This is a genomic window from Musicola keenii, from assembly GCF_014855505.1.
Taxonomy (GTDB): domain Bacteria; phylum Pseudomonadota; class Gammaproteobacteria; order Enterobacterales; family Enterobacteriaceae; genus Musicola; species Musicola paradisiaca.
On sequence record NZ_JAAWVW010000001.1, the window covers coordinates 323,692 to 348,740 of the forward strand.

Below are 25,049 nucleotides of genomic sequence, written 5' to 3' on the forward strand. Positions count from 1 at the left end.
GCTGACTGTATAAATAAACAGTGGGATTTGTCTCCGGTCGGAGGCCGTGTTCCCTTCTGACGGATAACCGACGCCTATGGACGTATCTGATCTACTCGATAGCCTGAACGATAAACAGCGTGACGCCGTGGCGGCACCGCGCAGCAATATGTTGGTGCTGGCCGGCGCAGGCAGCGGCAAAACCCGCGTGTTGGTGCATCGTATCGCCTGGCTGCTGACGGTGGAGAACTGCTCCCCCTATTCCATTATGGCGGTGACGTTCACCAACAAGGCGGCAGCGGAGATGCGTCATCGTATCGATCAGCTGATCGGCACCAGTCAGGGCGGCATGTGGATCGGTACTTTCCATGGGTTAGCACATCGTTTGCTGCGTGCGCATCATCTGGATGCGGGACTGCCGCAGGATTTTCAGATTCTAGACAGTGAAGATCAACTACGGTTGCTCAAACGGCTGATTAGAGCACTGAATCTGGACGAGAAGCAGTGGCCGCCGCGTCAGGCGATGTGGTACATCAACGGCAAGAAAGACGAGGGGTTGAGGCCACACCATATCGACAGCTATGGCAACCCGGTCGAGCAGACCTGGCTGCGCGTTTATCAGGCTTATCAGGAAGCCTGCGACCGAGCCGGGTTGGTGGATTTTGCTGAGCTGCTGCTGCGCGCCCATGAGCTGTGGCTGAATAAACCCCATATCCTGCAGCATTACCGTGATCGGTTCACCAACATCTTGGTGGATGAATTTCAGGATACCAACCGCATTCAGTACGCCTGGATCCGGTTGCTGGCCGGCGACAGCGCCAGAGTGATGATCGTCGGCGATGATGATCAGTCCATTTATGGTTGGCGCGGCGCGCAGGTTGAGAACATCCAACATTTCCTGCGTGATTTTCAGCAAGTGGAAACCATCCGTCTGGAGCAGAATTACCGATCCACCGCGACTATCCTCAACGCCGCGAATGCGTTGATCGCCCATAACGGCGATCGCCTCGGCAAGAACCTGTGGACGGACGGCGTGGAAGGCGAGCCGATCTCCCTGTATTGCGCGTTCAACGAGCTTGATGAAGCGCGTTTCGTCGTTAATCGCATCAAAGTGTGGCAAGACGCGGGCGGCGCATTGATCGAATGCGCCATTCTTTATCGCAGTAATGCTCAGTCGCGCGTACTGGAAGAGGCGCTGCTGCAACAGAATCTGCCATATCGAATCTATGGCGGCATGCGTTTCTTCGAGCGTCAGGAAATCAAAGATGCGCTTTCTTATCTGCGGCTGATCGCCAACCGCAATGACGACGCAGCATTTGAGCGTGTGGTCAATACGCCGACGCGCGGTATCGGCGATCGCACGTTGGATGTGGTGCGCCAGACGGCGCGCGATCGTCAACTAACACTCTGGCAGGCGACCCGAGCGCTGTTGCAGGAAAAAGTGTTGGCCGGGCGTGCGGCGTCGGCATTGCAGCGTTTTCTGGAGCTGGTGGATGCGTTGGCCTCCGATACTGCCGATCTGCCGCTGCATGTTCAGACCGACCGGGCGATCCGCGATTCCGGCCTGTGGGGCATGTACGAGCAGGAGAAAGGCGAAAAAGGGCAGGCCAGGGTGGAAAACCTGGAGGAGCTGGTAACGGCAACGCGCCAGTTCAGTTATCAGGAGGAAGATCAGGATCTGATGCCGTTGCAGGCCTTTCTTTCCCATGCAGCGCTGGAAGCGGGCGAGGGGCAGGCGGATGCATATCAGGATGCGGTGCAACTGATGACCCTGCATTCGGCCAAGGGACTGGAGTTTCCACAGGTGTTTATCGTTGGTATGGAAGAGGGCATGTTTCCCAGCCAGATGTCGCTGGATGAAGGCGGCCGTCTGGAAGAAGAGCGCCGTCTGGCTTATGTCGGCGTTACCCGCGCCATGCATAAGCTGACCCTGACCTACGCCGAAAGCCGTCGTTTGTACGGTAAGGAAAATTACCATCGCCCTTCGCGTTTTATCGGTGAGCTGCCGCCGGAGTGCGTGGAAGAGGTGCGGTTGCGCGCCAGCGTATCCCGGCCGGTCAATCATCAGCGGCTGGGAACCCCGGTGAGCCAGAACGAAAGCGGCTATCGGTTGGGGCAGCGTGTTCGGCACGATAAGTTCGGCGAGGGCACCATCGTGAATGTGGAAGGCAGCGGTGAACATTGCCGGATTCAGGTAGCGTTTGTCGGGCAGGGAATAAAGTGGTTGGTGGCCGCCTATGCCCGTTTGGAGACGGTCTGATCGTGCCTGGAATGGCGTCCGCAGGCGCGGTCGCATATGTGGTGGCGTGTGTCGCCATCATCGGTGTGGCCGTGGTCGCTGAAACCTCTTTCTTCGTGTTGACAGCCTTTTTCATCTCGGCGTAACATGCGCGCATCATAATTCCCGGAGGACCCACGCCTTGGACACACCCAGTCGATACTGGCTCAATAACCTGATGATTAGGGACCACTTCTAAGGCTATCACTCCTGGCTGATAACCTTAGCGGTTGTCAGCGATACTTCTTTGTCGCATCGAGTCAGCACCGCCGGACGGTCTGAAACCTGATGGTGACTTTTCACCCCTGTTTCTGTGTTTCAATCGCGTTTTGTCCATCTCTGTTACGTTTTGGGAGCTGGTCTATGCTGAGCGCATTTAAACTGGAAAACTGCCGTTTAACTCGCCTTGAACTGGATGAAAATGACGATCTCACCTCGTCGTTATGGGTGGATTTGGTCGAACCGGAAGCGGAAGAGCGAGAGCAGGTGCAGAACCAGTTGGGGCAGAGCCTGGCTACACGGCCTGAACTGGAAGATATCGAGGCGTCGGCGCGTTTTTTTGAAGATGAGGATGGCATGCACATCCACTCGTTTTTCTTCTATGAAGACGCCGACGACCATGCCGGCAACTCTACCGTGGCATTCACGATCCGCGATGGTCGTCTGTATACACTGCGTGAGCGCGAGCTGCCGGCGTTTCGCCTGTATCGCATGCGTACCCGAAACCAAATGCTGGTGGATGGCAATGCGTATGAGTTGTTGCTGGATCTGTTTGAAACCAAAATCGAGCAGCTTGCCGACGAGATCGAGAACATTTACAGCGATTTGGAGTCGTTGAGCCGCGTCATCATGGACGGCCGTCAAGGCGATGAATATGACGATGCGCTCTCGACGCTGGCGGAGCTGGAGGATATCGGCTGGAAAGTGCGCCTGTGCCTGATGGATACCCAGCGCGCGCTCAACTTTCTGGTACGTCGTGCGCGTTTGCCCAGTGGTCAACTGGAACAGGCGCGGGAAATCCTGCGAGATATCGAATCCCTGTTGCCGCACAACGAATCGCTGTTTCAGAAGGTGAACTTCCTGATGCAGGCGGCGATGGGCTTTATCAACATTGAGCAGAACCGCATCATCAAAATCTTCTCGGTGGTATCCGTGGTGTTCTTGCCGCCGACGTTGGTGGCCTCCAGTTACGGAATGAATTTTGAATTTATGCCGGAACTAAAATGGAGCTACGGCTATCCGGGGGCGTTGGTGCTGATGTTGCTGGCCGGGTTGGCACCGTATCTCTATTTTAAACGCCGAAACTGGCTGTGATTATTTGATGACGGTATCCGGTGGACATCGGATACCGTTGCTCCGGTTGTTTTCCCGCGTTGCATCTTCCTTCCTGTTAGTGCGTGCTCTGTGTTGATTGTTTTTTTTCATTAGTCGGGAATTCCGCACACTTCTACCTGCTATCACAAATAGTTAGGTTTACAATAATTGCCCTCTCTTTCGGGTTGTGACAGGTACGGTTCATGGAAAGACTTTCTGCTTCCATTCAATGGGCGATTCTGCTGTCGGTTTCGCTGGTTCTGGGGTTTGGATTGCAGATCTACCATGTCCCGGCGGCATTATTGCTAGGGCCGATGTTGGTCGGCACCACCATGGGGCTTAACGGCGCCACGATCCGTATTCCCAAACGTCTGTTCTATGCCAGCAACTCCGTACTGGGCGCGCTGGTCGCGCAAAGTCTTTCCTTGTCGATTCTGAGTCCATTGGTTAGCGCATGGCCGCTGGTGGTTTTCGTTTTGCTGGCGACGCTGGTGGCAAGCGGCTTGTCCGGTTGGCTGCTGATGCGCTATAGCGAGTTGCCGGGTACCACCGGCACCTGGGGCGCATCACCCGGCGGCGCATCCGCCATGGTGGCGATGGCGGCAGATTTCGGCGCCGATGTGCGGCTGGTCGCATTTATGCAGTATCTGCGGGTACTGATGGTGACTGCGGCGGCGGCATTTGTCGCCAGCGCCGGCATCGGGAGCAATGCCGCAGCGCACAACGGCATGCTGGAGTGGTTTCCGTCGTTGAGCTGGCATTTTCCCGCCACGCTGTTGGTCGCATTCAGTTCCGCCTGGCTAGCGCGCCGATTACGCATTCCTTCCGGGCAATTGTTGGGGCCGATGCTTGTCGGCGCCATGCTGCATTCTACCGGAACGTTGACGCTGCAAACGCCGGAATGGCTGCTGGCGTTGGCTTATGCCTTTATTGGCTGGAGCATCGGGCTGGCGTTTACCCGCCCGGTGTTTTTGCTGGCGTTACGCACGTTGCCGAAAATGATGGTTTCCATCGTGACCCTGATGCTGTTGTGCGGCGGGATGGCACTGATGCTGGCTCACCTGTTGCAAGTCGATATGCTGACGGCTTATCTGGCGACCAGCCCGGGTGGGCTGGATTCCATCGCTATCATTGCCGCCAGCAGTCGGGTGGATATGGCTTTTGTTATCGCCATGCAGACGTTGCGTCTGTTCTCCACTCTGATCTTCAGCCCGATTCTGTCACGCTATATTTCGCGTCACGCGGTTGTCGGCGCGGCGTAACCGGCGCTGGGTATACAGGGCATCGGCGATGAAAATGAGCAGCGCCAACCAGGTGAAGCCAAAGGTAATCAACCGGTCGACACTAATGGTTTCGCCATAGACCACGACGGCCAGCAGGAACGTCAGTGTTGGGCCCAGATACTGAAAGAACCCCAGTGTGGAGAGGCGAAGGCGCATGGCCGCTGCGGTAAACAACAACAGCGGAACAGTCGTGACGACGCCGGCCATCATCAGCAGCAGCGTGAGCGAGGAGGGATTCTGCATGACGTGGCTAGTGGGTGAATCAGCGAACCGCAGCAGATAAACCATGGCGGCGGGCAGCAACCACAGGGTCTCGACCAGCATGCCGGTCTGGCCGTCGATACCGATTTTTTTACGCAGCAGGCCGTAAAACCCGAAACTGAACGCCAAAGACAGGGCTATCACCGGTAGTGAACCGAAGGTCCACAGCTGTACCAACACACCGAAGGCTGCCAGCAGCATCGCCAGCCATTGCATTGGGCGAAAACGTTCGCCGAGAAACAGCATGCCCAATAGAACGTTAATCAGCGGGTTGATGAAATAACCCAGGCTGGCCTCCAGAATGTGGTTGTTGTTTACCGCCCAGATATAAATCAGCCAGTTGCATGCTACCAGCAAGGCCGTTACCGCCAGCAGTAACAGCTGACGCGGGTGACGCAGCGCCTGACGCACCACTCCCCATTTGCGACTCAGGCTGAGTAGCAGCAGCATGAAGAAGAACGACCAAATGATACGATGACTGAGAATTTCATTCGGTGGAACGGCGGATAGCAGCTTGAAGTACACCGGAGCGATGCCCCAGATGATGTAGGCGCCGAGGGCGTAGCCGACCCCCTGGCGATGTTGTTGCACATTCATGGATTAGCTCGGGAAAACACGGACAGAGAAGGAGTCTACTCTAAAGCGAGGCGTTCTGTCCCGCCGGCATGCCCTTAGCCCACGATGTAAGTGGCAACTGCGCTAGCGATATGTTGGTGACGCTCGTTATGGAGCTCGGCTCGGGCGACGGCGATTTTGTTGCCACCGCGCATCAGATGGCTGGTCAGCGTAAACAAGTCGCCGTAACCAGGGCGCAGATAGTCGACCCGCAGGTCGATAGTGCCCATGCGGGACAGCCTTCGGTGCAATTCCTGTTCGGTCAGTTGGGGATGACGCAGTAATGCATGGCCGACGCACACCAGCCCGGCAGCGACGTCCAACCCGGCAGCAATGACGCCGCCGTGCAGAATATGTTGCAGCACATTGCCTTCCAGCCGGGGCTGATGACGAAACCTCAGGGTGGCGGAATCCGGTGTAAATGTGAGCAGTTCCAGCCCTAATTCCTGATTGAACGGCATTTGGTGGACGAACAGCTCGCTGACGTACTGATGTACGCTATCCGGTGTCAATATCATGTTTTCCATAAGTTTTTCCATCAGTCGCGGTAGGCTATCAAGGTTAATTTTTGTGATTTTTCTGGTTAATTATTTGTTATTTTAGAGGCGATTCGGCTTTCCTGCCATTGCAGCCCACGCCATGACAGGAAAACGGAAGAACGGTCGATGAACCGTGTACAATAGCGGTTATTATTTTATCCGGTGATGCATTGCCATGATTAGTCAGGAGAACAGGATTCATGCGTAAAACAGGGGTGATGGCCGTGGCGCTGCTGATGACGGCGCAGGTGCAGGCTCAGGACGCCACAACGCGAAAAGCGGATACCGGCGAAGCGGCGCAAGGCAGCATCATCAGGGGGTTATTGCAGAAGTATGATACGCCGTTCATTCTGTACCCTTACGAGAGCAACTATTTGCTCTACACCTATACCAGCAATATCAATAAACAAGCGATACAGAGTTACTCCTGGTCGGATCATGCCCGTAAGGACGAAGTTAATTTCCAGATCAGCCTGGGGTTCCCGCTGTGGCGCGGGATTGCCGGTGACAATTCCCTGTTGGGCGCGTCATATACACAACGTTCCTGGTGGCAAATGTCCAACAAGAGCGAATCGACGCCGTTTCGCGAAACCAACTATGAACCACAGCTATTCCTTGGCTGGGCGACGGAATACCGTTTCGCCGGCTGGACGTTGCAGGATGTGGAACTGGGCTTCAATCATCAGTCTAACGGCCGCGCCGATCCGACCTCCCGCAGTTGGAACCGTATCTATGCCAGGCTGATGGCGCGCAACGGGCCATGGCTGGTGGAGGTGAAACCCTGGGTTCGCCTGCACGACAGCGAAGACGATAATCCCGACATTACCCGCTATATGGGGCACTACCGGATGCGTATCGGCTACCAGTGGGGCGACAGCATCTTCAGCGCCGAGGGCCGCTATAACTGGAATACCGGTTATGGCAGCGGCGAACTGGGCTGGAGCTACCCCATGACCGACCATGTTCGCTTTTATACCAAAGTGTTCAGCGGGTATGGCGAGTCGCTGATCGACTATAACCATCGTCAGACACGCTACGGCATTGGTATCACGCTGAACGATTTGTTTTGATTGATGCTGGCGGGCGTGGGGCGAAATCCGGGCTCGAACATTGAAGTTTTATCCATCGGCGCTGAAAATAGCGCCTGTTTATCTTTTGTGAAAGCGGTGAGTGCGTGTCTACGGCAGAAGTGTTGAATCGGGAAGCGTTAGCGGCGCAAATATTGCGTGAAACCTTCGGTTATCAGCAATTTAGACCGGGGCAACAGGCGATTATCCATGCCGCCGTCAGCGGACGGGACTGCCTGGTGATTATGCCTACCGGCGGCGGTAAATCGCTGTGTTATCAGATCCCCGCCCTGGTATTGGATGGGCTTACGTTGGTGGTGTCGCCACTGATTTCCCTGATGAAAGACCAGGTGGATCAGCTACAAGCCTACGGCGTCTCGGCTGCTTGTCTTAATTCCACTCAGACCAGAGAACAGCAGATGGTGGTGATCGCCGGTTGCCGCAGCGGGCAGATTCGCCTGCTGTATATCGCACCGGAGCGCCTGACCAACGAGGGTTTTCTTGAGCAATTCACTGGCTGGAATCCGTCGCTGATCGCCATTGATGAAGCGCACTGTATCTCCCAGTGGGGGCATGATTTTCGTCCGGAATACCGGGAGCTTGGTTATATCAAGCAGCGTTTCCCACAGTTACCGGTGGTCGCGCTGACCGCCACTGCGGACGAAACCACCCGCAATGACATCGTCCGTTTGCTGGATTTGCGCGATCCGCTGATTCAGATCAGCAGCTTCGACCGTCCCAATATCCGCTATACGCTGGTGGAGAAATTCAAACCGCTCGACCAGCTGTGGCTGTTCGTTCAAGGGCAGCGTGGCAAAAGCGGCATCATTTACTGCAACAGCCGGGCGAAAGTGGAAGATATTAGCGCTCGTCTACAGAACCGTGGCCTGAGTGTAGGGGCTTATCACGCCGGGCTGGATAACGAACGGCGTGCGCAGGTACAGGAAGCATTTCTGCGTGATGACCTGCAGGTGGTGGTGGCGACCGTGGCGTTCGGCATGGGTATCAACAAACCCAATGTCCGCTTTGTGGTGCATTTCGATATTCCGCGCACTATCGAGTCTTACTATCAGGAAACCGGCCGCGCGGGAAGGGACGGGCTCGCTGCTGAAGCGGCGTTGTTTTACGACCCGGCGGATATGGCGTGGCTGCGCCGCTGTCTGGAGGAGAAACCGGCAGGCGCGCAGTTGGACATTGAGCGTCACAAACTGAACGCCATGGGCGCATTTGCCGAAGCGCAGACCTGCCGCCGTCTGGTATTACTGAATTATTTCGGTGAAAACCGCCAGCAACCTTGCGGCAACTGCGATATCTGTCTGGATCCGCCCAAGCGTTACGATGGCCTGGTGGATGCGCAAAAAGCGCTGTCATGCGTGTACCGAGCGGGGCAACGGTTCGGCATGGGATATATCGCCGAAGTGCTGCGCGGCGCCAATAATCAGCGTATCCGGGAGTTTGGTCACGATAAATTGCCGGTTTACGGTATCGGTAAAGACAAAACGCAGGAGCAGTGGATCAGTATTTTGCGCCAGCTGATCCACCTGGGGCTGCTGACTCAGAATATCATCCAGCACTCCGCCCTGCAGTTGACGGAGTCGGCCCGGCCAGTGCTGCGTGGTGAAGTGCCGCTGCAATTGGCGGTGCCGCGTACCATCAACCTCAAGCCGCGTGCCAGCCAGAAATCCTACGGCGGGAACTACGACCGTAAGCTGTTCGCCAAGTTGCGTAAGCTGCGCAAGTCGATCGCCGACGAAGACAATATTCCGCCTTATGTCGTGTTCAGCGACGCTACGCTGCTGGAGATGGCGGAGGTGATGCCGATAACGCCGGGCCAATTGTTGAATATCAATGGGGTGGGGCAGCGTAAGTTGGAGCGTTTTGGCGTACCCTTTATGACACTGATTCGCGAACATCTCGATAGCGACGAATAATGCCAAGTGGCACGCTTTACTGGTTTGCGGCGGGTGGGCGTTTGGTTGCGAATTGTTCGATTTGCTGCTGTTGAAAAGGAATGAAACCATGTTGATGCTGTTTTTGACCGTTGCGCTGGTACACCTGATTGCGTTGATGAGCCCAGGGCCGGATTTCTTTTTTGTTTCCCAAACCGCGATTAGCCGCTCCCGCGGCGAAGCGTTGATGGGGGTTCTGGGCATCACGCTAGGCGTGGTGGTGTGGGCGGCGATTGCGTTGATGGGCCTGCATTTATTGCTGGAACAGATGACCTGGCTGCACCGTATCGTGACGGTTGGCGGCGGCCTGTACCTGTGCTGGATGGGATGGCAGATGCTGAGCTCCGCTCGTCGCCATAACCCGCATCAGGATGACGAACCGGAGGTTGCCTTGCCGCAGCAGGGGAAAGCCTTTATGCGCGGGCTGATAACCAACCTTTCCAATCCTAAAGCGCTGATTTATTTCGGTAGCGTGTTCTCTTTGTTCGTCGGGGACGATGTGGGCGCCGGCGCTCGCTGGGGGCTGTTTGCGTTGATTTCGTTGGAAACCTTGCTGTGGTTCTCGCTGGTGGCGGTTGTTTTTGCACTACCGGTGATGCGGCGGGGTTATCGCCGGTTGGCGAAGTGGGTGGACGGCGTGGCCGGTGTACTGTTCGCCGGATTTGGCATACACCTGATTATTTCACGCTAACGGTTTTCAACCGCCAGAGTGGCGCTTTATCTGGACGGAAAAAAACAACGCCGGGGTTGCATCCTCGGCGTTGTTCCGTGTACCGGGGGTTAAGCGAAGGATTCACCCGAACCGATGTCTTGTTGGCTGGCGCTGACCAAATCAGGCGGTGGCCTAGGCTTTGCGAGCGGTGGCCAGCAGCGCGCCGACCAGCATAAACAGCGAACCGAAGGTGCGGTTGAGTTGTTTCATTTGCCGCGGGCCTTTCAGCCACGACGAAATGCGCCGGGCCAGCGTGGCATAACCAATCATCACGATGACGTCCACCGCGATGGTGGTGACGCCCAGTATCAGATACTGCGCCGCCTGCGGCTGGTGCGGGATGATGAACTGCGGAAACAGTGCCGCCAGAAACACGATGCTTTTTGGGTTGGTGAGATTCACCAGAATGGCGCGTCGGAACAGACGTCGGCGGGGCATGCTGCTGGCGAGGGCCTGCAAGTCAAGCGAGCCGGCGCTGCGCCATTGCTGAATGCCGAGCCAGACCAGGTAGGCTGCGCCGACCCATTTCAGAATGTCGAATGCCAGCAACGACTGCGACAGCAATGCGCCGAGTCCAACGCCCACCAGCACGATATGTATACCGAGGCCGACCTGCAATCCAGCAATGGATGCCATCGCGCCGCGATAGCCGTGGCTGATGCTGGTGCTCATGGTATTGATGGCCCCTGAGCCGGGTGAAAGGCTGAGGATCAGCGTGGTGATAAGGTAGGTTAGCCACCAGTCTTGGGTCATGCGGACGCTCCCTGATTAAGGTTTTTTATGCCACAATACGCCAATGCCGATCTTTGTGCCATAGCTCACAAAAACACACCGAAACCGTCATGCCGGGCTATGCATGGACGTCTGCGGATACCGCCTGAGACAGGGAGAACGTAATGAGTTCGTATCTGGAGTGTCTGCTGACCAGAGAGGCGCAGTTCGCTGCCTTCGTGACCGGGCCTTTGCTGGATTTTTGGCGGCGGCGTGAAGAAGGCGAGTTTGCCGGAGTTGACGGCGTTCCTATTCGGTTTGTGCGGTTCTGCGCCCCATGGCATCAGCGTCTGGTGGTGATTTTTTCTGGCCGAACCGACAGCTATGTGAAATACGCGGAAGTGGCGTATGACCTGTTCCAGTGCGGCTATGACGTGATGATGATGGATCACCGCGGGCAAGGCCGCTCCGGCCGGTTGCTGAAAGACTCTCATCGCGGCCATGTCCGGCGGTTTGACGATTACGTGGATGATGTGGCGACTTTCATGCGCCAGCAGGTGGAGGCGAAGGGGTATCAACGTCGTTTTGCGCTGGCGCATTCGATGGGCGGCGCCATCCTGTCTTTGTTTCTGGCGCGTCAGCCGCAGGCTTTCGCCGCGGCGGCGCTGTGTTCGCCGATGTGCGGTATTCTGCTGCCGATGCCCCACTGGCTGGCATGGCGCATTCTCAATTGGGCCGAACGTCATCCGGTGATGCGTGATTATTACGCCGTCGGCACCCGTCAGTGGCGGCCGTTGCCCTACGTGCTGAATGCGCTGACCCACAGCTATGAGCGTTACCGACGTAATGTCCGGTTTTACGCTGACGATCCGGATTTGCGTATCGGCGGGCCGACCTACCATTGGGTACGGGAAGCGTTGCTGGCGGGCAAGCGTTTGCTGGCACAGGCCGCGGACATCACCACGCCGTTGTTGCTGCTGCAGGCCGAAGAAGACAAGGTGGTGGATAACCGTAGCCAGGATGCGTTCTGCCGCGCGCTGTCCGAGGCCGGCCATCCCTGCGTGGGCGGCGTACCGCGCGTGATTCAAGGCGCTCGTCACGACATCCTGTTTGAAACGGATGCGATGCGGGCCGAAGCATTAAGTCTGATTCTGACGCATTTTAGCCAATTTCATTAATACATCACTGGACGGGCCCGACCGTTCAGCACCAGCGGAGGTTGAATCTCACATATGTACCCGATAGTTGCATCCGATCTGGATGGTACGCTGCTCTCTCCCGATCACACTCTGTCGCCCTTTGCCAAAGAAACCCTGCGGTTGATGACGGAGCGCGGGATCCATTTTGTGTTCGCCACCGGCCGCCATCACATGGATGTTGCACAAATCCGCGATAATCTGGCGATCACCGCTTTCATGATCACCTCCAACGGCGCCCGGGTGCATAACACTGAAGGCGAGCTGGTGTTCAGTCATAATCTCGATCGCGATATCGCACAGGATCTGTATGCCATGGTGTATCACCATCCGGATATCCTGACCCACGTCTATCGCGACGATGAATGGTTCCTGTGCCGTTCTCGGCCGGAAGAGGAACGATTTTTTACCGAATCGGTGTTTCGCTACACGTTGTTCGATCCGGATACGCTGGGGACGGATGGCGTCGGCAAGGTGTTCTTTACCTGCGAAGATCACGACAAGCTGCTGCTGCTGGAAGAAGCGCTGAATGCGCGTTGGGGCGATCGGGTGAATGTCAGTTTTTCAACCCTGAGCTGTCTGGAAGTGATGGCTGGCGGTGTGTCCAAAGGGCACGCGCTGGAGCAGGTGGCGAAAATACTGGGCCACACCATCAAAGATTGCATCGCTTTCGGCGACGGCATGAACGACTACGAAATGCTATCTATGGCGGGCAAGGGTTGCGTCATGGGCAATGCTCACCAGCGGTTGAAGGACGTTCTGCCGGGAAATGATGTGATTGGCACCAATATCGACGATGCCGTGCCGCGCTATCTGCGTAAACTCTATCTGGCGTAATGGCGTTATCCCTTCGGGGGTGTGTTGTCGATGGATGAAAAAAGGGGAGGCGCATGAAAAGGGCCTCCCCTGGTCGTTATACCCTTGTTGGGAACATGGCGTTACATCGCCGTCATCACGCGGTGCGTTCCATCAACGCTTCCTTGTGTTTCTTCTCGTTGATCATGGTCAGGAACAGCAAGACTACCGCCATTGCGCTGCCGGCGATCATGACCATAAAGCCGCCGTTCCAGCCGAAGAAGTCGACGGTGTAGCCCACGATGGCGCTGGCCGCCACCGAGCCGCCCAGATAGCCAAACAACCCGGTGAAACCCGCTGCCGTACCGGCTGCTTTCTTGGGCGCCAACTCCAGCGCATGCAGACCAATCAGCATAACTGGGCCGTAGATCAGGAAGCCGATGACAATCATACAGGCCATATCTACCGAGGGGTTGCCCGCCGGGTTCAGCCAATAAACGACGGTGGCGATAGTCACCAGCGTCATGAAGAATACGCCGGTGGCGCCGCGGTTGCCCTTGAACACTTTGTCAGACATCCAGCCGCACAGTAATGTGCCTGGAATACCGGCGTATTCGTACAGGAAGTAAGCCCAGGACGATTTATCCAGTGCGAAATGCTTCACTTCCCTCAGGTATGTCGGCGACCAATCCAGAATGCCGTAGCGCAGCAGGTACACGAACACGTTGGCGACGGCGATATACCACAGCAATTTGTTCGGGAAGATGTACTGCATGAAGATTTCTTTAGCGGTCAGTTCCTGCTCGTCTTTCTCGGTGTAATCCGCCGGGTAGTCGTTTTTGTACGCTTCGATCGGTGGCAAGCCACAGGACTGCGGGGTATCGCGCATCAGAGCGAAGGCGAACAGTGCAACCAGAATCGCGCCGAATGCAGGCATATAGAGCGCGGCTTTCCAGTCGTTGAACCAGGCCATCCCCAACAGGAACAGCAACGGAGGAATACCGCCGCCGACGTTATGGGCGCAGTTCCAAATAGAGACGATGCCGCCGCGTTCTTTCTGCGACCACCAGTGCACCATGGTGCGTCCACACGGCGGCCACCCCATCCCCTGGAACCAACCGCAGACAAACAACAGTGCGAACATGATCATGATGCTAGAGGTTGCCCACGGCACAAAGCCCATCAGCAGCATCACGGCCGCGGCCAGGATCAGGCCGGCTGGTAGAAAGATGCGCGGATTCGAACGGTCGGACACCGCGCCCATGATGAATTTGGAGAATCCGTAGGCGATAGATATCCCGGACAGTGCGAAGCCCAGATCGCCACGGGAAAAACCCTGTTCAATCAGGTAGGGCATGGCCAGAGCAAAGTTCTTTCTGACCAGGTAATACGCTGCGTAACCAAAGAAGATCCCCAGGAAAATTTGCCAGCGCAGGCGACGATAGAGCGGATCGACCTGGTGCTCGGCGACACGCGGACGGTGCATCGCTGGCTTAAAAATACTCAACATAAACAACTCCCGATGTAGGTATTGGATTGATTTTTTCTATAACGCGCACAAGAGTATCGAATTGGTACGCGGATCGGTGTGATTCATCGCGCAATTGTTACACTTTTATGACTCGTGGCCGTATTTTGTGTGTTATTTAACACAAATGAAATATGTATGTGCCGTTTTATTGTGATTAATGTCTCAAATTGGTGCGTTTTTTGGATTTTCTCTTTCGTTTATTGCTCGTATTTGCTCTTTATCAATCATTTTTGTGAGTGTTTATGTCCAAATAGGCACTGGATAGATCCAGACTGAGGTACGGCAGACATGGCAAATACTGATTTGCGGCGAGAAACGGATGTGATCATCATCGGTGGCGGCGCCACCGGTGCAGGCACGGCACGTGACTGTGCGCTGCGTGGCCTGCGCTGTCTGTTGCTGGAGCGACATGACATTGCGACTGGCGCCACCGGGCGTAACCACGGGTTATTGCACAGTGGTGCCCGTTATGCGGTGACGGATGCGGAATCCGCACGGGAATGCATCGAAGAAAACCAGATTCTACGGCGTATCGCCCGCCACTGTATTGAACCTACCGACGGCCTGTTCCTGACGCTGCCGGAAGACGATCTTCACTACCAGTCCACCTTTATCGATGCCTGCCGTCAGGCGGGGATCAATGCCCAAGCTATTGATCCGCAAGAAGCGCTGTTGCTGGAGCCCGCCGCCAACCCGACCATGATCGGCGCGGTTCGGGTACCGGACGGCACGGTGGATCCATTCCGCCTGACCGCCGCCAACATGATCGATGCCTGCGAACATGGCGCGGAAGTGTTGACCTACCATGAAGTTACCGGGCTGATTCGTCAGGGCGATCGGGTGATTGGCGTGCGCGTTTTCGACCATAAGCGTGGTCTTGCCGGCGAGATTTATGCGCAGGTCGTCGTCAACGCCGCCGGTATTTGGGGGCAGCGCATCGCCGAATATGCTGACCTGCGTGTGCGGATGTTTCCTGCCAAAGGCGCGTTGCTGATTCTTGGCCATCGTATCAATAACCGGGTGATCAACCGCTGCCGCAAGCCGGCGGACGCCGATATTCTGGTGCCGGGCGATACCATCTCGCTGATTGGTACGACATCGACCCGCATTGATTACGATCAAATCGATAACATGACGGTGACGCCGGAGGAAGTGGCGACCCTGATCCGAGAAGGCAGCATGTTAGCGCCGCAACTGGCTCATACCCGTATTCTGCGTGCTTACGCCGGCGTGCGTCCGTTGGTGGCGAGCGACAGCGATCCCTCCGGTCGTAGCGTCAGCCGCGGTATCGTCTTGCTGGATCACGCCGAGCGCGACGGGCTGGAAGGCTTTGTCACCATCACCGGCGGCAAGCTGATGACCTATCGATTGATGGCGGAGTGGGTCACGGACAAGGTGTGCGAAAAACTGGGGCATGCGGTGGCCAGCACTACCGCATCGCGGCCATTGCCGGGATCGGAAACTCGTGCGGCAGATGCGCCGGCGATCGCATCCGATCTGCCCGCGCCGCTACGCGGTTCCATTCTTTACCGGCATGGTCAACGTGCTATTCCATTGATTGCCGGGCCGCTGGCGGATAGCAGCCTGGTGTGCGAGTGCGAAGCGGTCACGGCCGGCGAAGTGCGTTATGCGGTCGACTCATTGCAGGTCAACAACTTGACTGACTTGCGTCGCCGCACCCGCGTTGGTATGGGCACCTGTCAGGGTGAGCTGTGCGCCTGCCGCGCCGCCGGTCTGCTGTACCGTCTGGGACAATCCACGCCGCAGCAATCCGTGGAGCAACTAAGCCGTTTTCTTAATGAGCGCTGGAAAGGCATGCGGCCGGTTGCCTGGGGGCATACCCTGCGGGAAAGCGAATTCACCAGTTGGATCTATCAAGGGCTGTGCGGTTTAACCGGCAGCGACATCCCGGCCGTACAGAAAGAGGAAAACGACCATGCGTTATGACGTGATCATCATCGGCGGTGGTCTGGCGGGATTGACCTGCGGCATTCGTTTGCAGGAACAGGGAAAACGATGCGCGCTGGTTAGCGTAGGCCAAAGTGCGCTGCATTTCGCGTCCGGCGCGCTGGATTTGCTGGGGGCATTGCCGGACGGCACACCGGTTGTAGAACCGCTGGCGGCACTGGCGCCATTAACGGTTCAGGCACCGAACCATCCTTATTCGTTGCTGGGCGCTGAGCAGATCGCGCTATTGGCACCACAAGCACAGGCTTTGCTGGAACGCTGCGGGCTGGCGCTGCGTGGCGACAGCGAACGCAATCACCAGCGGCTGACGTTGTTGGGCAAATGGCAATCCTGCTGGCTTAGCCCGATGGATGGCGTGATGCGCGGGCTACCGGGAACATCGGCATGGCAACGCCCGTTGGTGGCCGGTATCGAGGGTTTTCTGGATTTTCAGGCGCCATTACTGTCCGGTGCCCTGTGTGCGCAAGGGATTGATGCGCAATGTGAAGATCTCCGCTTGCCGATGCTCGACAAACTGCGCCAGAACCCCAGTGAGTTCCGTTCGTTGTCTATTGCTCGGGTGCTGGAGACCCACGCCGGTATCGAGTTGCTGGCGGAGGAATTGAGCCGTCTGATCAGCGATCGCGATAGCGTTATTCTGCCTGCTTGTCTGGGGATGCAGCCGTCATCGGTATCGCGGTTGAATTCTGCGCTGGGCAAACCGGTAGGATTGCTGGCGACGTTGCCGCCCTCTTTGCCGGGCATGCGTTTGCATCAGGCATTGCTAAGCCGTTTTCGCGCTGTCGGCGGCATAGTCATGGCGGGCGACCGTGTGACAGGGGCGTCGTTCCAGGCGCAAGGCATTGAGGTAGCCACCCGGGCTCACGGCGATATCCCGCTGCGGGCAACGAAGGTGGTGTTGGCCAGCGGCAGTTTCTTTAGTAATGGACTGGTTGCCGAACAACAGCGCGTCGTCGAACCGGTATTCGGCCTGGACGTGGATTTTGCGCCGGAACACGAAAACTGGAGCATGGCGGACGTGTTCGCCGCCCAGCCTTACTTGCAATTCGGTGTGAAAGTGGATGAGCGCCTGCATCCCATGATTCAGGGAAAAACGCAGCCTCAATTGTATGCCATCGGTTCCGTTTTGCGCGGTTATGACCCGCTTCGACAGGGATGTGGCGGCGGTGTATCCATGCTGACGGCGTTAAGCGTTGCCAATGATGTGCTGAGGGAGAATCCGTGATGAGCCAGACCGACAACAGTTTCGAACAATGCATCAAGTGCACCGTTTGCACCACCGCTTGTCCGGTGGCGCGGGTCAACCCGGATTATCCGGGGCCGAAGCAGGCCGGGCCCGACGGCGAGCGTCTGCGCCGCAAAGATCCCTCTTTGTTCGATGAAGCCTTGAAGTTCTGCACCAATTGCAAACGCTGCGAGGTAGCCTGCCCATCGGATGTGAAAATCGGCGATATCATCCAGCGTGCCAAGGCGAACCATAGCCGGCATAAACCGGGGCTGCGCGATGCTATTCTCAGCCATACCGATCTGATGGGCTCGCTTTCGACGCCGTTCGCGCCGTTGGTGAATGCCGCCACCGGCATGAAGCCGATGCGAATGCTGCTGGATAAAGTGCTGAAAATCGACCATCGCCGTGAACTGCCTAAGTATTCCTCGGGGACGTTTCGTCAGTGGTATCGCAAGCAAGCGGCGCATCAGCGCCAGTTCGCCGAACAGGTGGCCTATTTCCACGGGTGTTATGTTAACTACAATCATCCCCAGCTGGGCCGGGATCTGATCCGGGTGTTCAATGCCGCCGGGGTCGGGGTGCAGTTGCTGACTAAAGAGAAATGCTGCGGCGTGGCGTTGATCGCCAACCGTTTTCTGGATAAAGCGCGCAAACAGGCGCACTTCAATCTGGCCTCGCTGGACGAAGCCATCAACACCCGCGGATTGCCGGTGATCGCAACCTCATCCAGTTGCACCTTTACCTTGCGGGATGAATACCCGCATCTGCTGGGCATTGATAATCAACAGGTACGCGACGGCATTGAATTGGCGACCCGTCATCTCTACCGGTTACTGGAGCAGGGGAAAACGCTGCCATTACGACCGCTGCCCATGAAGGTGGTTTACCACACGCCCTGCCATCTGGAGCGCATGGGGTGGACGGCCTATACGCTGGATTTGTTGCGGCGTATTCCAGGGTTGGAATTGCAGGTGCTGGATTCCCAGTGCTGCGGCATTGCGGGCACCTACGGCTTCAAGAAAGAGAATTATGACGCTGCGCAGAATATCGGCGCGCCGTTGTTTCGACAGATTGAAGAGAGCGGCGCGGATCTGGTGATTACCGACTGCGAAACCTGCAAGTGGCAGATTGAAATGTCGACCAGCAAAGTGTGCGAGCATCCTTTCAGCCTGCTGGCTAAAGCATTGCCGCCGGAGTAAGCGACACCTGCGCCGCGCTATCCGGTGCTTTTCCCTCGGGATAGCGCGGCGGTACCCCGATTCCCTTCGACAATGTTGCCCAACGTTTTCCCGAATCCCGCGAATAACTGGGCGATGATGGAATTATCTCCCTGTTTATCATGGGGTTAAATGCTAACTGATTGATTCTCAAAAAATCATTTTGCGACAACGGCACGGCCGTTTTATCGCCGCGTTTTTCTTTAGATTGTGTAAAAAAAAACGCTTTACAGGTGCGAATGATAATGATTATTATTGTCATGCGTTCCGGGAAAGCCCAATGACCTCGTATTATTCGACTCGTCGCGGTTTTGCTGTGAAGGCACGACATTGCTCACATTGCTTCCAGTATTACTTAGCCAGCTCGGGTGCTGGCTTTTTTTTTACCTTTCATTATGTGGAAACTAGTTTCCTTATAGTGCCTATTTGTTTCCTTAAAAGTGCGGGAACCGGCAGAATGATGCAGGATGGCGGCCCGCTATGGTGCTGCATCTTCTTCGTGTTTTTTGAACAGAGCGGTGAGTTTTTTCGCCTTTCTTATTTGTCCGCCGCCGCTAGACTAAAAAAAACATTTGGAGGAGCAAGTTATGATCTATTTACGTCAGGCCAACGATCGCGGGCATGCCAATCATGGTTGGCTGGATAGCTGGCACACGTTCTCGTTTGCCGACTATTACGATCCTGATTTCATGGGGTTTTCCGCACTGAGGGTCATCAACGAAGACTGGATTGAAGCCGGTCAGGGATTTGGCACGCATCCCCATCGGGACATGGAAATTTTGACCTATGTGCTGGAAGGCGCGGTGGAACATCAGGACAGTATGGGCAATAAGGAACAGGTTCCTGCGGGTGAATTCCAGATCATGAGCGCCGGCACCGGTATCCGTCATTCCGAATACAACGCCCGTCAGGACAGTGTGCTGCATCTTTACCAGATCTGGATCATTCCGGAACAAACCGGGCTGACGCCGCGTTATGAACAACGTCGCTTCGATGCGCTGGAAGGCCGCCAACTGGTGTTGTCGCCGGATGCTCGCGACGGCTCGCTGAAAGTGTTCCAGGACATGACGCTGTGGCGTTGGGCGCTGAAGCCGCAGGAGCAGGCCGAGTACCGGATCGAGAGCGGGCGCCACGTCTGGATCCAGGTAGTGCGCGGTAGTATCGAAGTCGGCGGTCAGCATGCTGTGACCAGCGATGCGCTGGCAGTATGGGCGGAGGAGGTCATCACTCTGCGCGCCAGCGAGCAGAGTGAAATCCTGCTGTTTGATTTGCCGCCGGTGTAAATCTAAGTCATACGTGTATTCACGTCGAAACATCATTGACCGGGTGGCAACGGCTATTGCTGCCCGGTTTGTCTTTTAAAACGAGGAGTTATCGTATTGGCCTGACCAGCCTGAAGCCGATATCCGATGTGGGAAAGTTGGGGGTGTGCACATCGCATTCCGACACGTTGCTGACTTTCATCAGATAGCTGCCACCGCAGAAATAGTGCATGTTATTAAGCCCCGGCATATGAACGTCATCATCCAGCCATTCCGAGACGTTACCGGTCAAGTCATACAGCCCCAGTGGGTTGGCGCGTCGGCTACCGACAGGCTGAGTATGAAACTCGGTGGTTTTTTCCGTTGGCATATTGGCGACGGTTTCTGCCGCATTGCTACCTGAAAATCTCTGTCCATATGAACCGTATTTGAGTCCGAGTTCTCCACCTCGGGCTGCAACTTGCCATTCATTCAATGTGGGCAAGCGAAAACCGGTGGCATCAGCATCACGACGAATGTCGCGATGATTATCTGCCGGAGCGGCATTGATGGGGCGCCCATCTGCCCACAGGTAGTACGGCGTTAAATGGTTCATCACACTGAGTGCGTTGGCAAAAATGATGGCGTCCCACCAGGACACGGTAGTCACCGGATGACGGCCATGGTCGGTTTCCGGCGGCAGGCAGTCATCAAAGTCCCCGCCGTTACAACCGGGATTAACGCTATAGCCCCACTGTTTCGCCTGAGAGTACACCTGCATATACCGGTTATAGTCGATTTCCGTTGTCGTCATGTAAAAAGGGGATAGGGTGGTATTCGGATGACTTGCGAAATCTTTATTACCGAATATCTCCCCCACATAATAGGAACCACCATTGATTTTTATTTCGGCCGGCATGTTGCACCAACCCGTATTTATTAATAATGCCAGCAATGGAAATGAAGTTATTTTCATGGGTTTTTTAATAGTCAATATCCAAAGGTATAGGATAGTCCTGTATTTTTGACGCCCCACCAGCAACGGTTTTTATCGTTGCCTGATATCGCACGGTTCGGATCCCTGAAATAAGATGGTCAAGCTCAGAAAAAGCGTAATGCATATATTTATTCTTTGCCCAGGCCGGCACGCCGGTTATGTCGTAGGTATACTGAATGAGTACCAGGTCGGGCGCTATCTTTTCATAGTGAATGATTTTATCAACCACCATTCTGCCGTAGCAAAAATCGCCGTATGGCTGAAAATATTTTTCTCCGACATGGCTGAGTGACCAGTGAAATATCTTTTCCTGCGGTTTTTTTTCCACCAATCCGGCCGCAACCATGGCATTTAACCTACCGGAAAGCCAAGAGGTCTCTGTCATGGGGGTCGTCATTGGCCAGGTTTTTTCTCCCAGGCAAAGTGTATAGCTGGCATCGATAAAATCCTGAATGGTTGCTTTGGCTTCGCGTTGTTCACTCCCCCATACCGGGGGAGATATCAACATCCACACATTAAAATACAGTACAGAAAAAGGCCGTATTTTTGAAAATTTCATCAGCAGAATCATAAGATTGTTCGGTTTTTGCCGTTTTGTCGATGTACCAGCTATAAGGCGGAATACCCGGATCTTCATGGTTTTCCATGAGGGCATAACGCTTCAATTCAATACGTTGGCGATCACTGGGGTCATCGCCGATTTTTAAGGCTGTCACCAGGCGAATACCTTGAGGAAAACGGTAAAGGCGATAGTCGAATACTTTGGTGCGTGATGCGGCAATGCTGTAGTCAAACCAAATAAATACCTGGCTGTCGGGTACTGGGATAATACTGTAGCTATCTGCATTATGAATATAAAAACTCAAGCCTTGATAAGGGTGAGATGTGTTGTTATCAAACATCGCGATAATAGCCAAATCTTTTTTCTGGTGACTGATGAGATCGATGTAATTTACTCCCGGAACGAGTTTGATTTCTGTCGGGCATTGCGCTGATACCTCAGCGCTGATGGTTATTATTAATGTCATAACAAGCGGAAATAACTTCTGGTACATACATATTTACCGTGAATTTTTTATCAGTATATTTTTATTTTATTACCATACCCATCGATTCATGAGTACGAGAGCGCATTATTTCCTATTCTGGCCTTTTATTCCTCTCGTTGGAGAGATCTTCCTATAGCGGAAGTTGCAGGGCAAAGATTATTCGAACGTTTTTAACCCTGCGGTTGAATGGGATCTGGGGGCGGATATCCGTATAGGGTTGTCATGCACGGCAACATCTTGAGGGTGGGTATATACCCAGGTTTGCGCACCGATGGTGCATCTCTGTCACAAAATGGTGCGTAACCAGCTATCGCGTTTCATCGGAATGGCGGCCGCTGCGCGATTCTTCTCCATGGCATACATCTTGCTAGTTCCATTAAACGGAACTTGATCTCAAAATATGGTACGTGTATTAAATATATAGAGCTGCCACACAACGGATAATGATCGATGCAGCCGGTACCTGAACGCTTTTACTCGCCAACACCAGGAGAATGAATGTGAATCAGTTGTCATCATCAGGCGTGAACGCCGGAGCGCACGAAGAGGCGCATCCCCGTGCTTTTGAACCAAGCACGCTGCTACTGTTGTTGGCGCTTAGCGTGTTTGGGGCGATTGTCGGCGTACAGTTGCTGACTACGCTGGGCGTCACGCCCAATACGTCGATAATCGGTGCCATGATGGCGATGATTGTTGCCCGTATTCCGTTGCAGAGCATGGCGCGTTTCCGCTCCGTACATATCCAGAATCTGGCGCAGAGCGCCACCTCCGCCGCGACGTTCGGCGCCGCCAATTCACTGTTGCTGCCGATCGCCATTCCCTGGTTGTTCGGGCGCCAGGATTTGGTGATGCCGATGTTTTTCGGCGTCGCACTGGCGATGCTGCTGGACGGCTACATGCTGTATCGCCTGTTTAACACCCGCATCTTCCCCGCCGAAGGCGCCTGGCCACCGGGGATTGCGGTGGCGGAATCCATCAAGGCCGGTGACAAAGGGGGCCGGCAGGCGGGGCTGTTGGGCATCGGCATCGCCATCGGCGTGTTTGGCGCCTGGTTGAAGTTTCCCATTGCCGCGTTGGGGACGGCCTTTATCGGCAACATCTGGGCGCTGGCGATGTTGGGTATCGGTTTCCTGCTGCGTGGTTATTCCCTGCCGCTGCTGGGCGTGGACATTAACCAGCATTACATTCCGCACGGCATCATGGCCGGTGCGGGCGTGGTGGCGTTATTCCAGATTATCAAACTGATGCGTCATCGCGATGGCGGCGGTAGCGCCGTTAACCAGACGCAGGCGCTGTCTGCTTCTCAGGGCGAAGCCATCGGCAAAACCATGCGGTTGGGGGCGGTGGGGTTTATCGTCATCTCCGCGTTGATCGCGCTTGGCGGTGGTTTGTTCAGCCAAATGTCGCTGCCCTGGATCCTGGCTTTCGTACTGTATGCCGCCCTTGCCGCGTTTCTGCATGAGGTGATTGTCGGGCTGGCGGCGATGCACTCCGGCTGGTTCCCGGCCTTTGCGGTCGCGCTGATCACGCTGCTGATCGGGATTCTGATCGGCTTTCCACCCGAAGCACTGGTGATGCTGTGCGGATTTTCCGCCGCCACCGGCCCGGCGTTCGCCGATATGGGGTATGACCTAAAGGCCGGTTTCATCCTGCGCGGCCGGGACAGCGTCAGCCGGTTTGAACTGGAAGGCCGCAAACAGCAGTTGCTGGCGGCGTTGCTGGCTTTCGTGGTCGCCATTCCGGTGGTGTTCTTTATTTATCGTGAATATTTCTCGGCCGGGCTGGTGCCGCCGGTCGCCAAAGTGTATGTCGCCGCTATTCAGGCCGGCGTCTCGCCGGATATCGCCAAATCGCTGTTGCTGTGGGCGATCCCGGGGGCATTGATTCAACTGATTGGCGGCCCTGGCCGCCAGATGGGGGTGCTGCTGGCGACGGGGCTGTTAATCAACAACCCGCTGGCCGGTTGGGCGGTGATGATCGGCATCCTGATTCGGGTGGTGGTGTTGCGGGTCAAAGGCGACGCGGCACGCAACGCGATGGAAGTGCTGGCGGCGGGACTGATCGCCGGCGATGCGCTGTTCAGTTTCTTCAACTCGATGTTGTCGCCGGGCCGTAAAAAATAGTTTTCAGGTCTGCCACGGACAGACATCAGACGTTGTTCATCAGAGAGAATCATTATGAGTTTACAGCAGACGTTAAAGGTTTTTGAGTTATTGGACAGCGCTTACGCCAGCGGAGAAACCGTTCGGCAGTTGTTCAGCGTTTACGACAAGGTGGATGTCGCGGTGACGGAAATTGCCGGGCCCAAAGGAAAAACCGATTTTGTCAAAATCGTGATTCCGGGTGCGCAGGGTAAACGTCAGGGAGGAACCGCTCCCACGCTGGGCGTCGTCGGCCGTCTGGGCGGTATCGGCGCTCGTCCGGGACGTCTCGGCATCGTATCCGACGGCGACGGCGCGGTGGCGGCGGTGGCGACCGCGCTCAAGCTGGCGGAGATGCAGAAACAAGGGGATACGCTAACCGGCGATGTGATCGTAACGACCCACATCTGCCCGGATGCGCCTACACGTCCGCATGAACCGGTGGATTTTATGGATTCGCCGGTGGAAACCGAAACCATGAACGAGCAGGAAGTGTCGGAAGAGATGGATGCGGTGCTGTCTATCGATACCACCAAGGGCAACCGCATTATCAACCATAAAGGTTTCGCGCTGTCGCCCACCGTCAAACAGGGCTACATCCTGCGTATCTCCGAAGACCTGCTGCAAATTATGGAAATGACCACCGGCCAGCTGCCGGTCACGTTTCCCATCACCACGCAGGACATCACGCCTTACGGCAATGGCGTTTATCACCTGAACAGCATCCTGCAACCGTCGATCGCTACCACCGCGCCGGTCGTGGGTGTGGCGATCACCAGCGTCAGCGCCGTACCGGGTTGCGGCACCGGCGCCAGCCATGAAGTGGACATCGCTGCGGCCAGCCGGTTTGCAGTCGAAGTCGCGAAGGCCTTCACCCGCGGCAATTGCCAGTTCTACGATCGTGAAGAGTATGCGCGTCTGGTGCAACTTTATGGCGCCATGTCTCATCTGCAATTACGGCAGCCGGTAGGGGCATGA

Annotated in this window: 22 protein-coding genes; 14 read left to right on the top strand and 8 right to left on the bottom strand. The window is 55.7% G+C overall.

Annotated features, from left to right (window positions below):
• The first annotated feature begins 76 nt into the window (after positions 1-76).
• The 3 genes from uvrD to HEP82_RS01485 all read left to right on the top strand — a co-directional run bounded on the left by uvrD (position 77) and on the right by HEP82_RS01485 (position 4,833).
• Positions 77-2,239, top strand: a complete 2,163-nt coding sequence (uvrD, locus tag HEP82_RS01475; RefSeq protein WP_192456463.1) for a DNA helicase II — start codon at positions 77-79, stop codon at positions 2,237-2,239.
• A 381-nt stretch (positions 2,240-2,620) separates the two neighbouring features.
• Complete coding sequence (gene corA, locus HEP82_RS01480) at positions 2,621-3,571, top strand: magnesium/cobalt transporter CorA (RefSeq protein ID WP_012763877.1); 951 nt, start codon at positions 2,621-2,623, stop codon at positions 3,569-3,571.
• 203 nt (positions 3,572-3,774) lie between these two features.
• The gene (locus HEP82_RS01485) at positions 3,775-4,833 is read left to right on the top strand and encodes an AbrB family transcriptional regulator (RefSeq protein ID WP_192456464.1); all 1,059 of its coding nucleotides are present in this window, start codon (positions 3,775-3,777) and stop codon (positions 4,831-4,833) included.
• Here HEP82_RS01485 and rarD read toward each other — a convergent pair.
• Positions 4,792-5,712, bottom strand: a complete 921-nt coding sequence (gene rarD, locus HEP82_RS01490; protein WP_192456465.1) for an EamA family transporter RarD — start codon at positions 5,710-5,712, stop codon at positions 4,792-4,794. The two genes, HEP82_RS01485 and rarD, sit on opposite strands and share 42 nt — an antisense overlap.
• A gap of 74 nt (positions 5,713-5,786) precedes the next feature.
• Positions 5,787-6,257: a thioesterase family protein gene (locus tag HEP82_RS01495; RefSeq protein ID WP_192456466.1), complete on the bottom strand. Its 471-nt coding sequence runs from the start codon at positions 6,255-6,257 to the stop codon at positions 5,787-5,789.
• Positions 6,258-6,469: 212 nt separating this feature from the next.
• Here HEP82_RS01495 and pldA point away from each other — a divergent pair, with 212 nt between their 5' ends.
• From pldA to rhtC, 3 genes are all read left to right on the top strand, one after another.
• Positions 6,470-7,339, top strand: a complete 870-nt coding sequence (gene pldA, locus HEP82_RS01500; protein ID WP_192456467.1) for a phospholipase A — start codon at positions 6,470-6,472, stop codon at positions 7,337-7,339.
• 104 nt (positions 7,340-7,443) lie between these two features.
• The gene (gene recQ, locus HEP82_RS01505) at positions 7,444-9,267 is read left to right on the top strand and encodes an ATP-dependent DNA helicase RecQ (protein ID WP_192456468.1); all 1,824 of its coding nucleotides are present in this window, start codon (positions 7,444-7,446) and stop codon (positions 9,265-9,267) included.
• 88 nt (positions 9,268-9,355) lie between these two features.
• Positions 9,356-9,976: a threonine export protein RhtC gene (rhtC, locus tag HEP82_RS01510; protein ID WP_192456469.1), complete on the top strand. Its 621-nt coding sequence runs from the start codon at positions 9,356-9,358 to the stop codon at positions 9,974-9,976.
• Between the two features lie 153 nt (positions 9,977-10,129).
• Here the strand turns inward: rhtC and rhtB are convergent, their stop codons facing one another.
• Positions 10,130-10,750, bottom strand: a complete 621-nt coding sequence (gene rhtB / locus HEP82_RS01515) for a homoserine/homoserine lactone efflux protein (RefSeq protein WP_192456470.1) — start codon at positions 10,748-10,750, stop codon at positions 10,130-10,132.
• Positions 10,751-10,893: 143 nt separating this feature from the next.
• On the opposite strand from rhtB, the gene pldB reads away from it, so the two are divergent.
• Together pldB and yigL are read left to right on the top strand one after the other, a co-directional pair.
• The gene (gene pldB / locus HEP82_RS01520; protein WP_192456471.1) at positions 10,894-11,886 is read left to right on the top strand and encodes a lysophospholipase L2; all 993 of its coding nucleotides are present in this window, start codon (positions 10,894-10,896) and stop codon (positions 11,884-11,886) included.
• Positions 11,887-11,940: 54 nt separating this feature from the next.
• A complete protein-coding gene (gene yigL / locus HEP82_RS01525; RefSeq protein ID WP_012763886.1) occupies positions 11,941-12,741 on the top strand; it encodes a sugar/pyridoxal phosphate phosphatase YigL in 801 nt (266 codons plus the stop codon).
• A 115-nt stretch (positions 12,742-12,856) separates the two neighbouring features.
• Here the strand turns inward: yigL and glpT are convergent, their stop codons facing one another.
• Positions 12,857-14,209 carry a glycerol-3-phosphate transporter gene (gene glpT, locus HEP82_RS01530; protein ID WP_192456472.1) on the bottom strand — a complete coding sequence of 451 codons (1,353 nt, stop codon included), beginning with the start codon at positions 14,207-14,209 and terminating at the stop codon, positions 12,857-12,859.
• A 309-nt stretch (positions 14,210-14,518) separates the two neighbouring features.
• Here glpT and glpA point away from each other — a divergent pair, with 309 nt between their 5' ends.
• Genes glpA through glpC form a run of 3 tightly spaced genes read left to right on the top strand, consistent with a single transcriptional unit; the run spans position 14,519 to position 18,625 of the window.
• On the top strand, positions 14,519-16,177 hold the full coding sequence (gene glpA, locus HEP82_RS01535; RefSeq protein ID WP_192456473.1) for an anaerobic glycerol-3-phosphate dehydrogenase subunit A: 1,659 nt from the start codon (positions 14,519-14,521) through the stop codon (positions 16,175-16,177).
• Positions 16,167-17,423, top strand: coding sequence for a glycerol-3-phosphate dehydrogenase subunit GlpB (gene glpB / locus HEP82_RS01540; protein ID WP_192456474.1), 1,257 nt, complete (start codon positions 16,167-16,169; stop codon positions 17,421-17,423). The genes glpA and glpB overlap by 11 nt, the downstream gene beginning before the upstream one ends.
• On the top strand, positions 17,423-18,625 hold the full coding sequence (gene glpC, locus HEP82_RS01545; RefSeq protein ID WP_225622253.1) for an anaerobic glycerol-3-phosphate dehydrogenase subunit GlpC: 1,203 nt from the start codon (positions 17,423-17,425) through the stop codon (positions 18,623-18,625). The genes glpB and glpC overlap by 1 nt, the downstream gene beginning before the upstream one ends.
• On the opposite strand, the gene HEP82_RS01550 is transcribed toward glpC, so the two are convergent.
• Complete coding sequence (locus HEP82_RS01550; protein ID WP_192456476.1) at positions 18,603-18,905, bottom strand: hypothetical protein; 303 nt, start codon at positions 18,903-18,905, stop codon at positions 18,603-18,605. The genes glpC and HEP82_RS01550 overlap by 23 nt on opposite strands.
• A gap of 325 nt (positions 18,906-19,230) precedes the next feature.
• Here HEP82_RS01550 and HEP82_RS01555 point away from each other — a divergent pair, with 325 nt between their 5' ends.
• Positions 19,231-19,926: a pirin family protein gene (locus HEP82_RS01555; RefSeq protein WP_192456477.1), complete on the top strand. Its 696-nt coding sequence runs from the start codon at positions 19,231-19,233 to the stop codon at positions 19,924-19,926.
• An 88-nt stretch (positions 19,927-20,014) separates the two neighbouring features.
• Here HEP82_RS01555 and HEP82_RS01560 read toward each other — a convergent pair whose 3' ends face one another.
• The 3 genes from HEP82_RS01560 to HEP82_RS01570 all read right to left on the bottom strand — a co-directional run bounded on the left by HEP82_RS01560 (position 20,015) and on the right by HEP82_RS01570 (position 21,936).
• Positions 20,015-20,803, bottom strand: coding sequence for an SUMF1/EgtB/PvdO family nonheme iron enzyme (locus tag HEP82_RS01560; protein WP_192456478.1), 789 nt, complete (start codon positions 20,801-20,803; stop codon positions 20,015-20,017).
• Positions 20,804-20,867: 64 nt separating this feature from the next.
• On the bottom strand, positions 20,868-21,452 hold the full coding sequence (locus HEP82_RS01565; RefSeq protein WP_192456479.1) for a carbapenem biosynthesis protein CpmH: 585 nt from the start codon (positions 21,450-21,452) through the stop codon (positions 20,868-20,870).
• Positions 21,397-21,936: a carbapenem self-resistance protein CarG family protein gene (locus tag HEP82_RS01570; protein ID WP_192456480.1), complete on the bottom strand. Its 540-nt coding sequence runs from the start codon at positions 21,934-21,936 to the stop codon at positions 21,397-21,399. The genes HEP82_RS01565 and HEP82_RS01570 overlap by 56 nt, the downstream gene beginning before the upstream one ends.
• A 488-nt stretch (positions 21,937-22,424) precedes the next feature.
• Between HEP82_RS01570 and HEP82_RS01575 the strand changes: the two genes are divergently transcribed.
• Both HEP82_RS01575 and HEP82_RS01580 read left to right on the top strand, forming a co-directional pair.
• A complete protein-coding gene (locus HEP82_RS01575) occupies positions 22,425-24,053 on the top strand; it encodes an OPT/YSL family transporter (RefSeq protein WP_192456481.1) in 1,629 nt (542 codons plus the stop codon).
• Between the two features lie 54 nt (positions 24,054-24,107).
• On the top strand, positions 24,108-25,049 hold the full coding sequence (locus tag HEP82_RS01580; protein WP_192456482.1) for a DUF1177 domain-containing protein: 942 nt from the start codon (positions 24,108-24,110) through the stop codon (positions 25,047-25,049).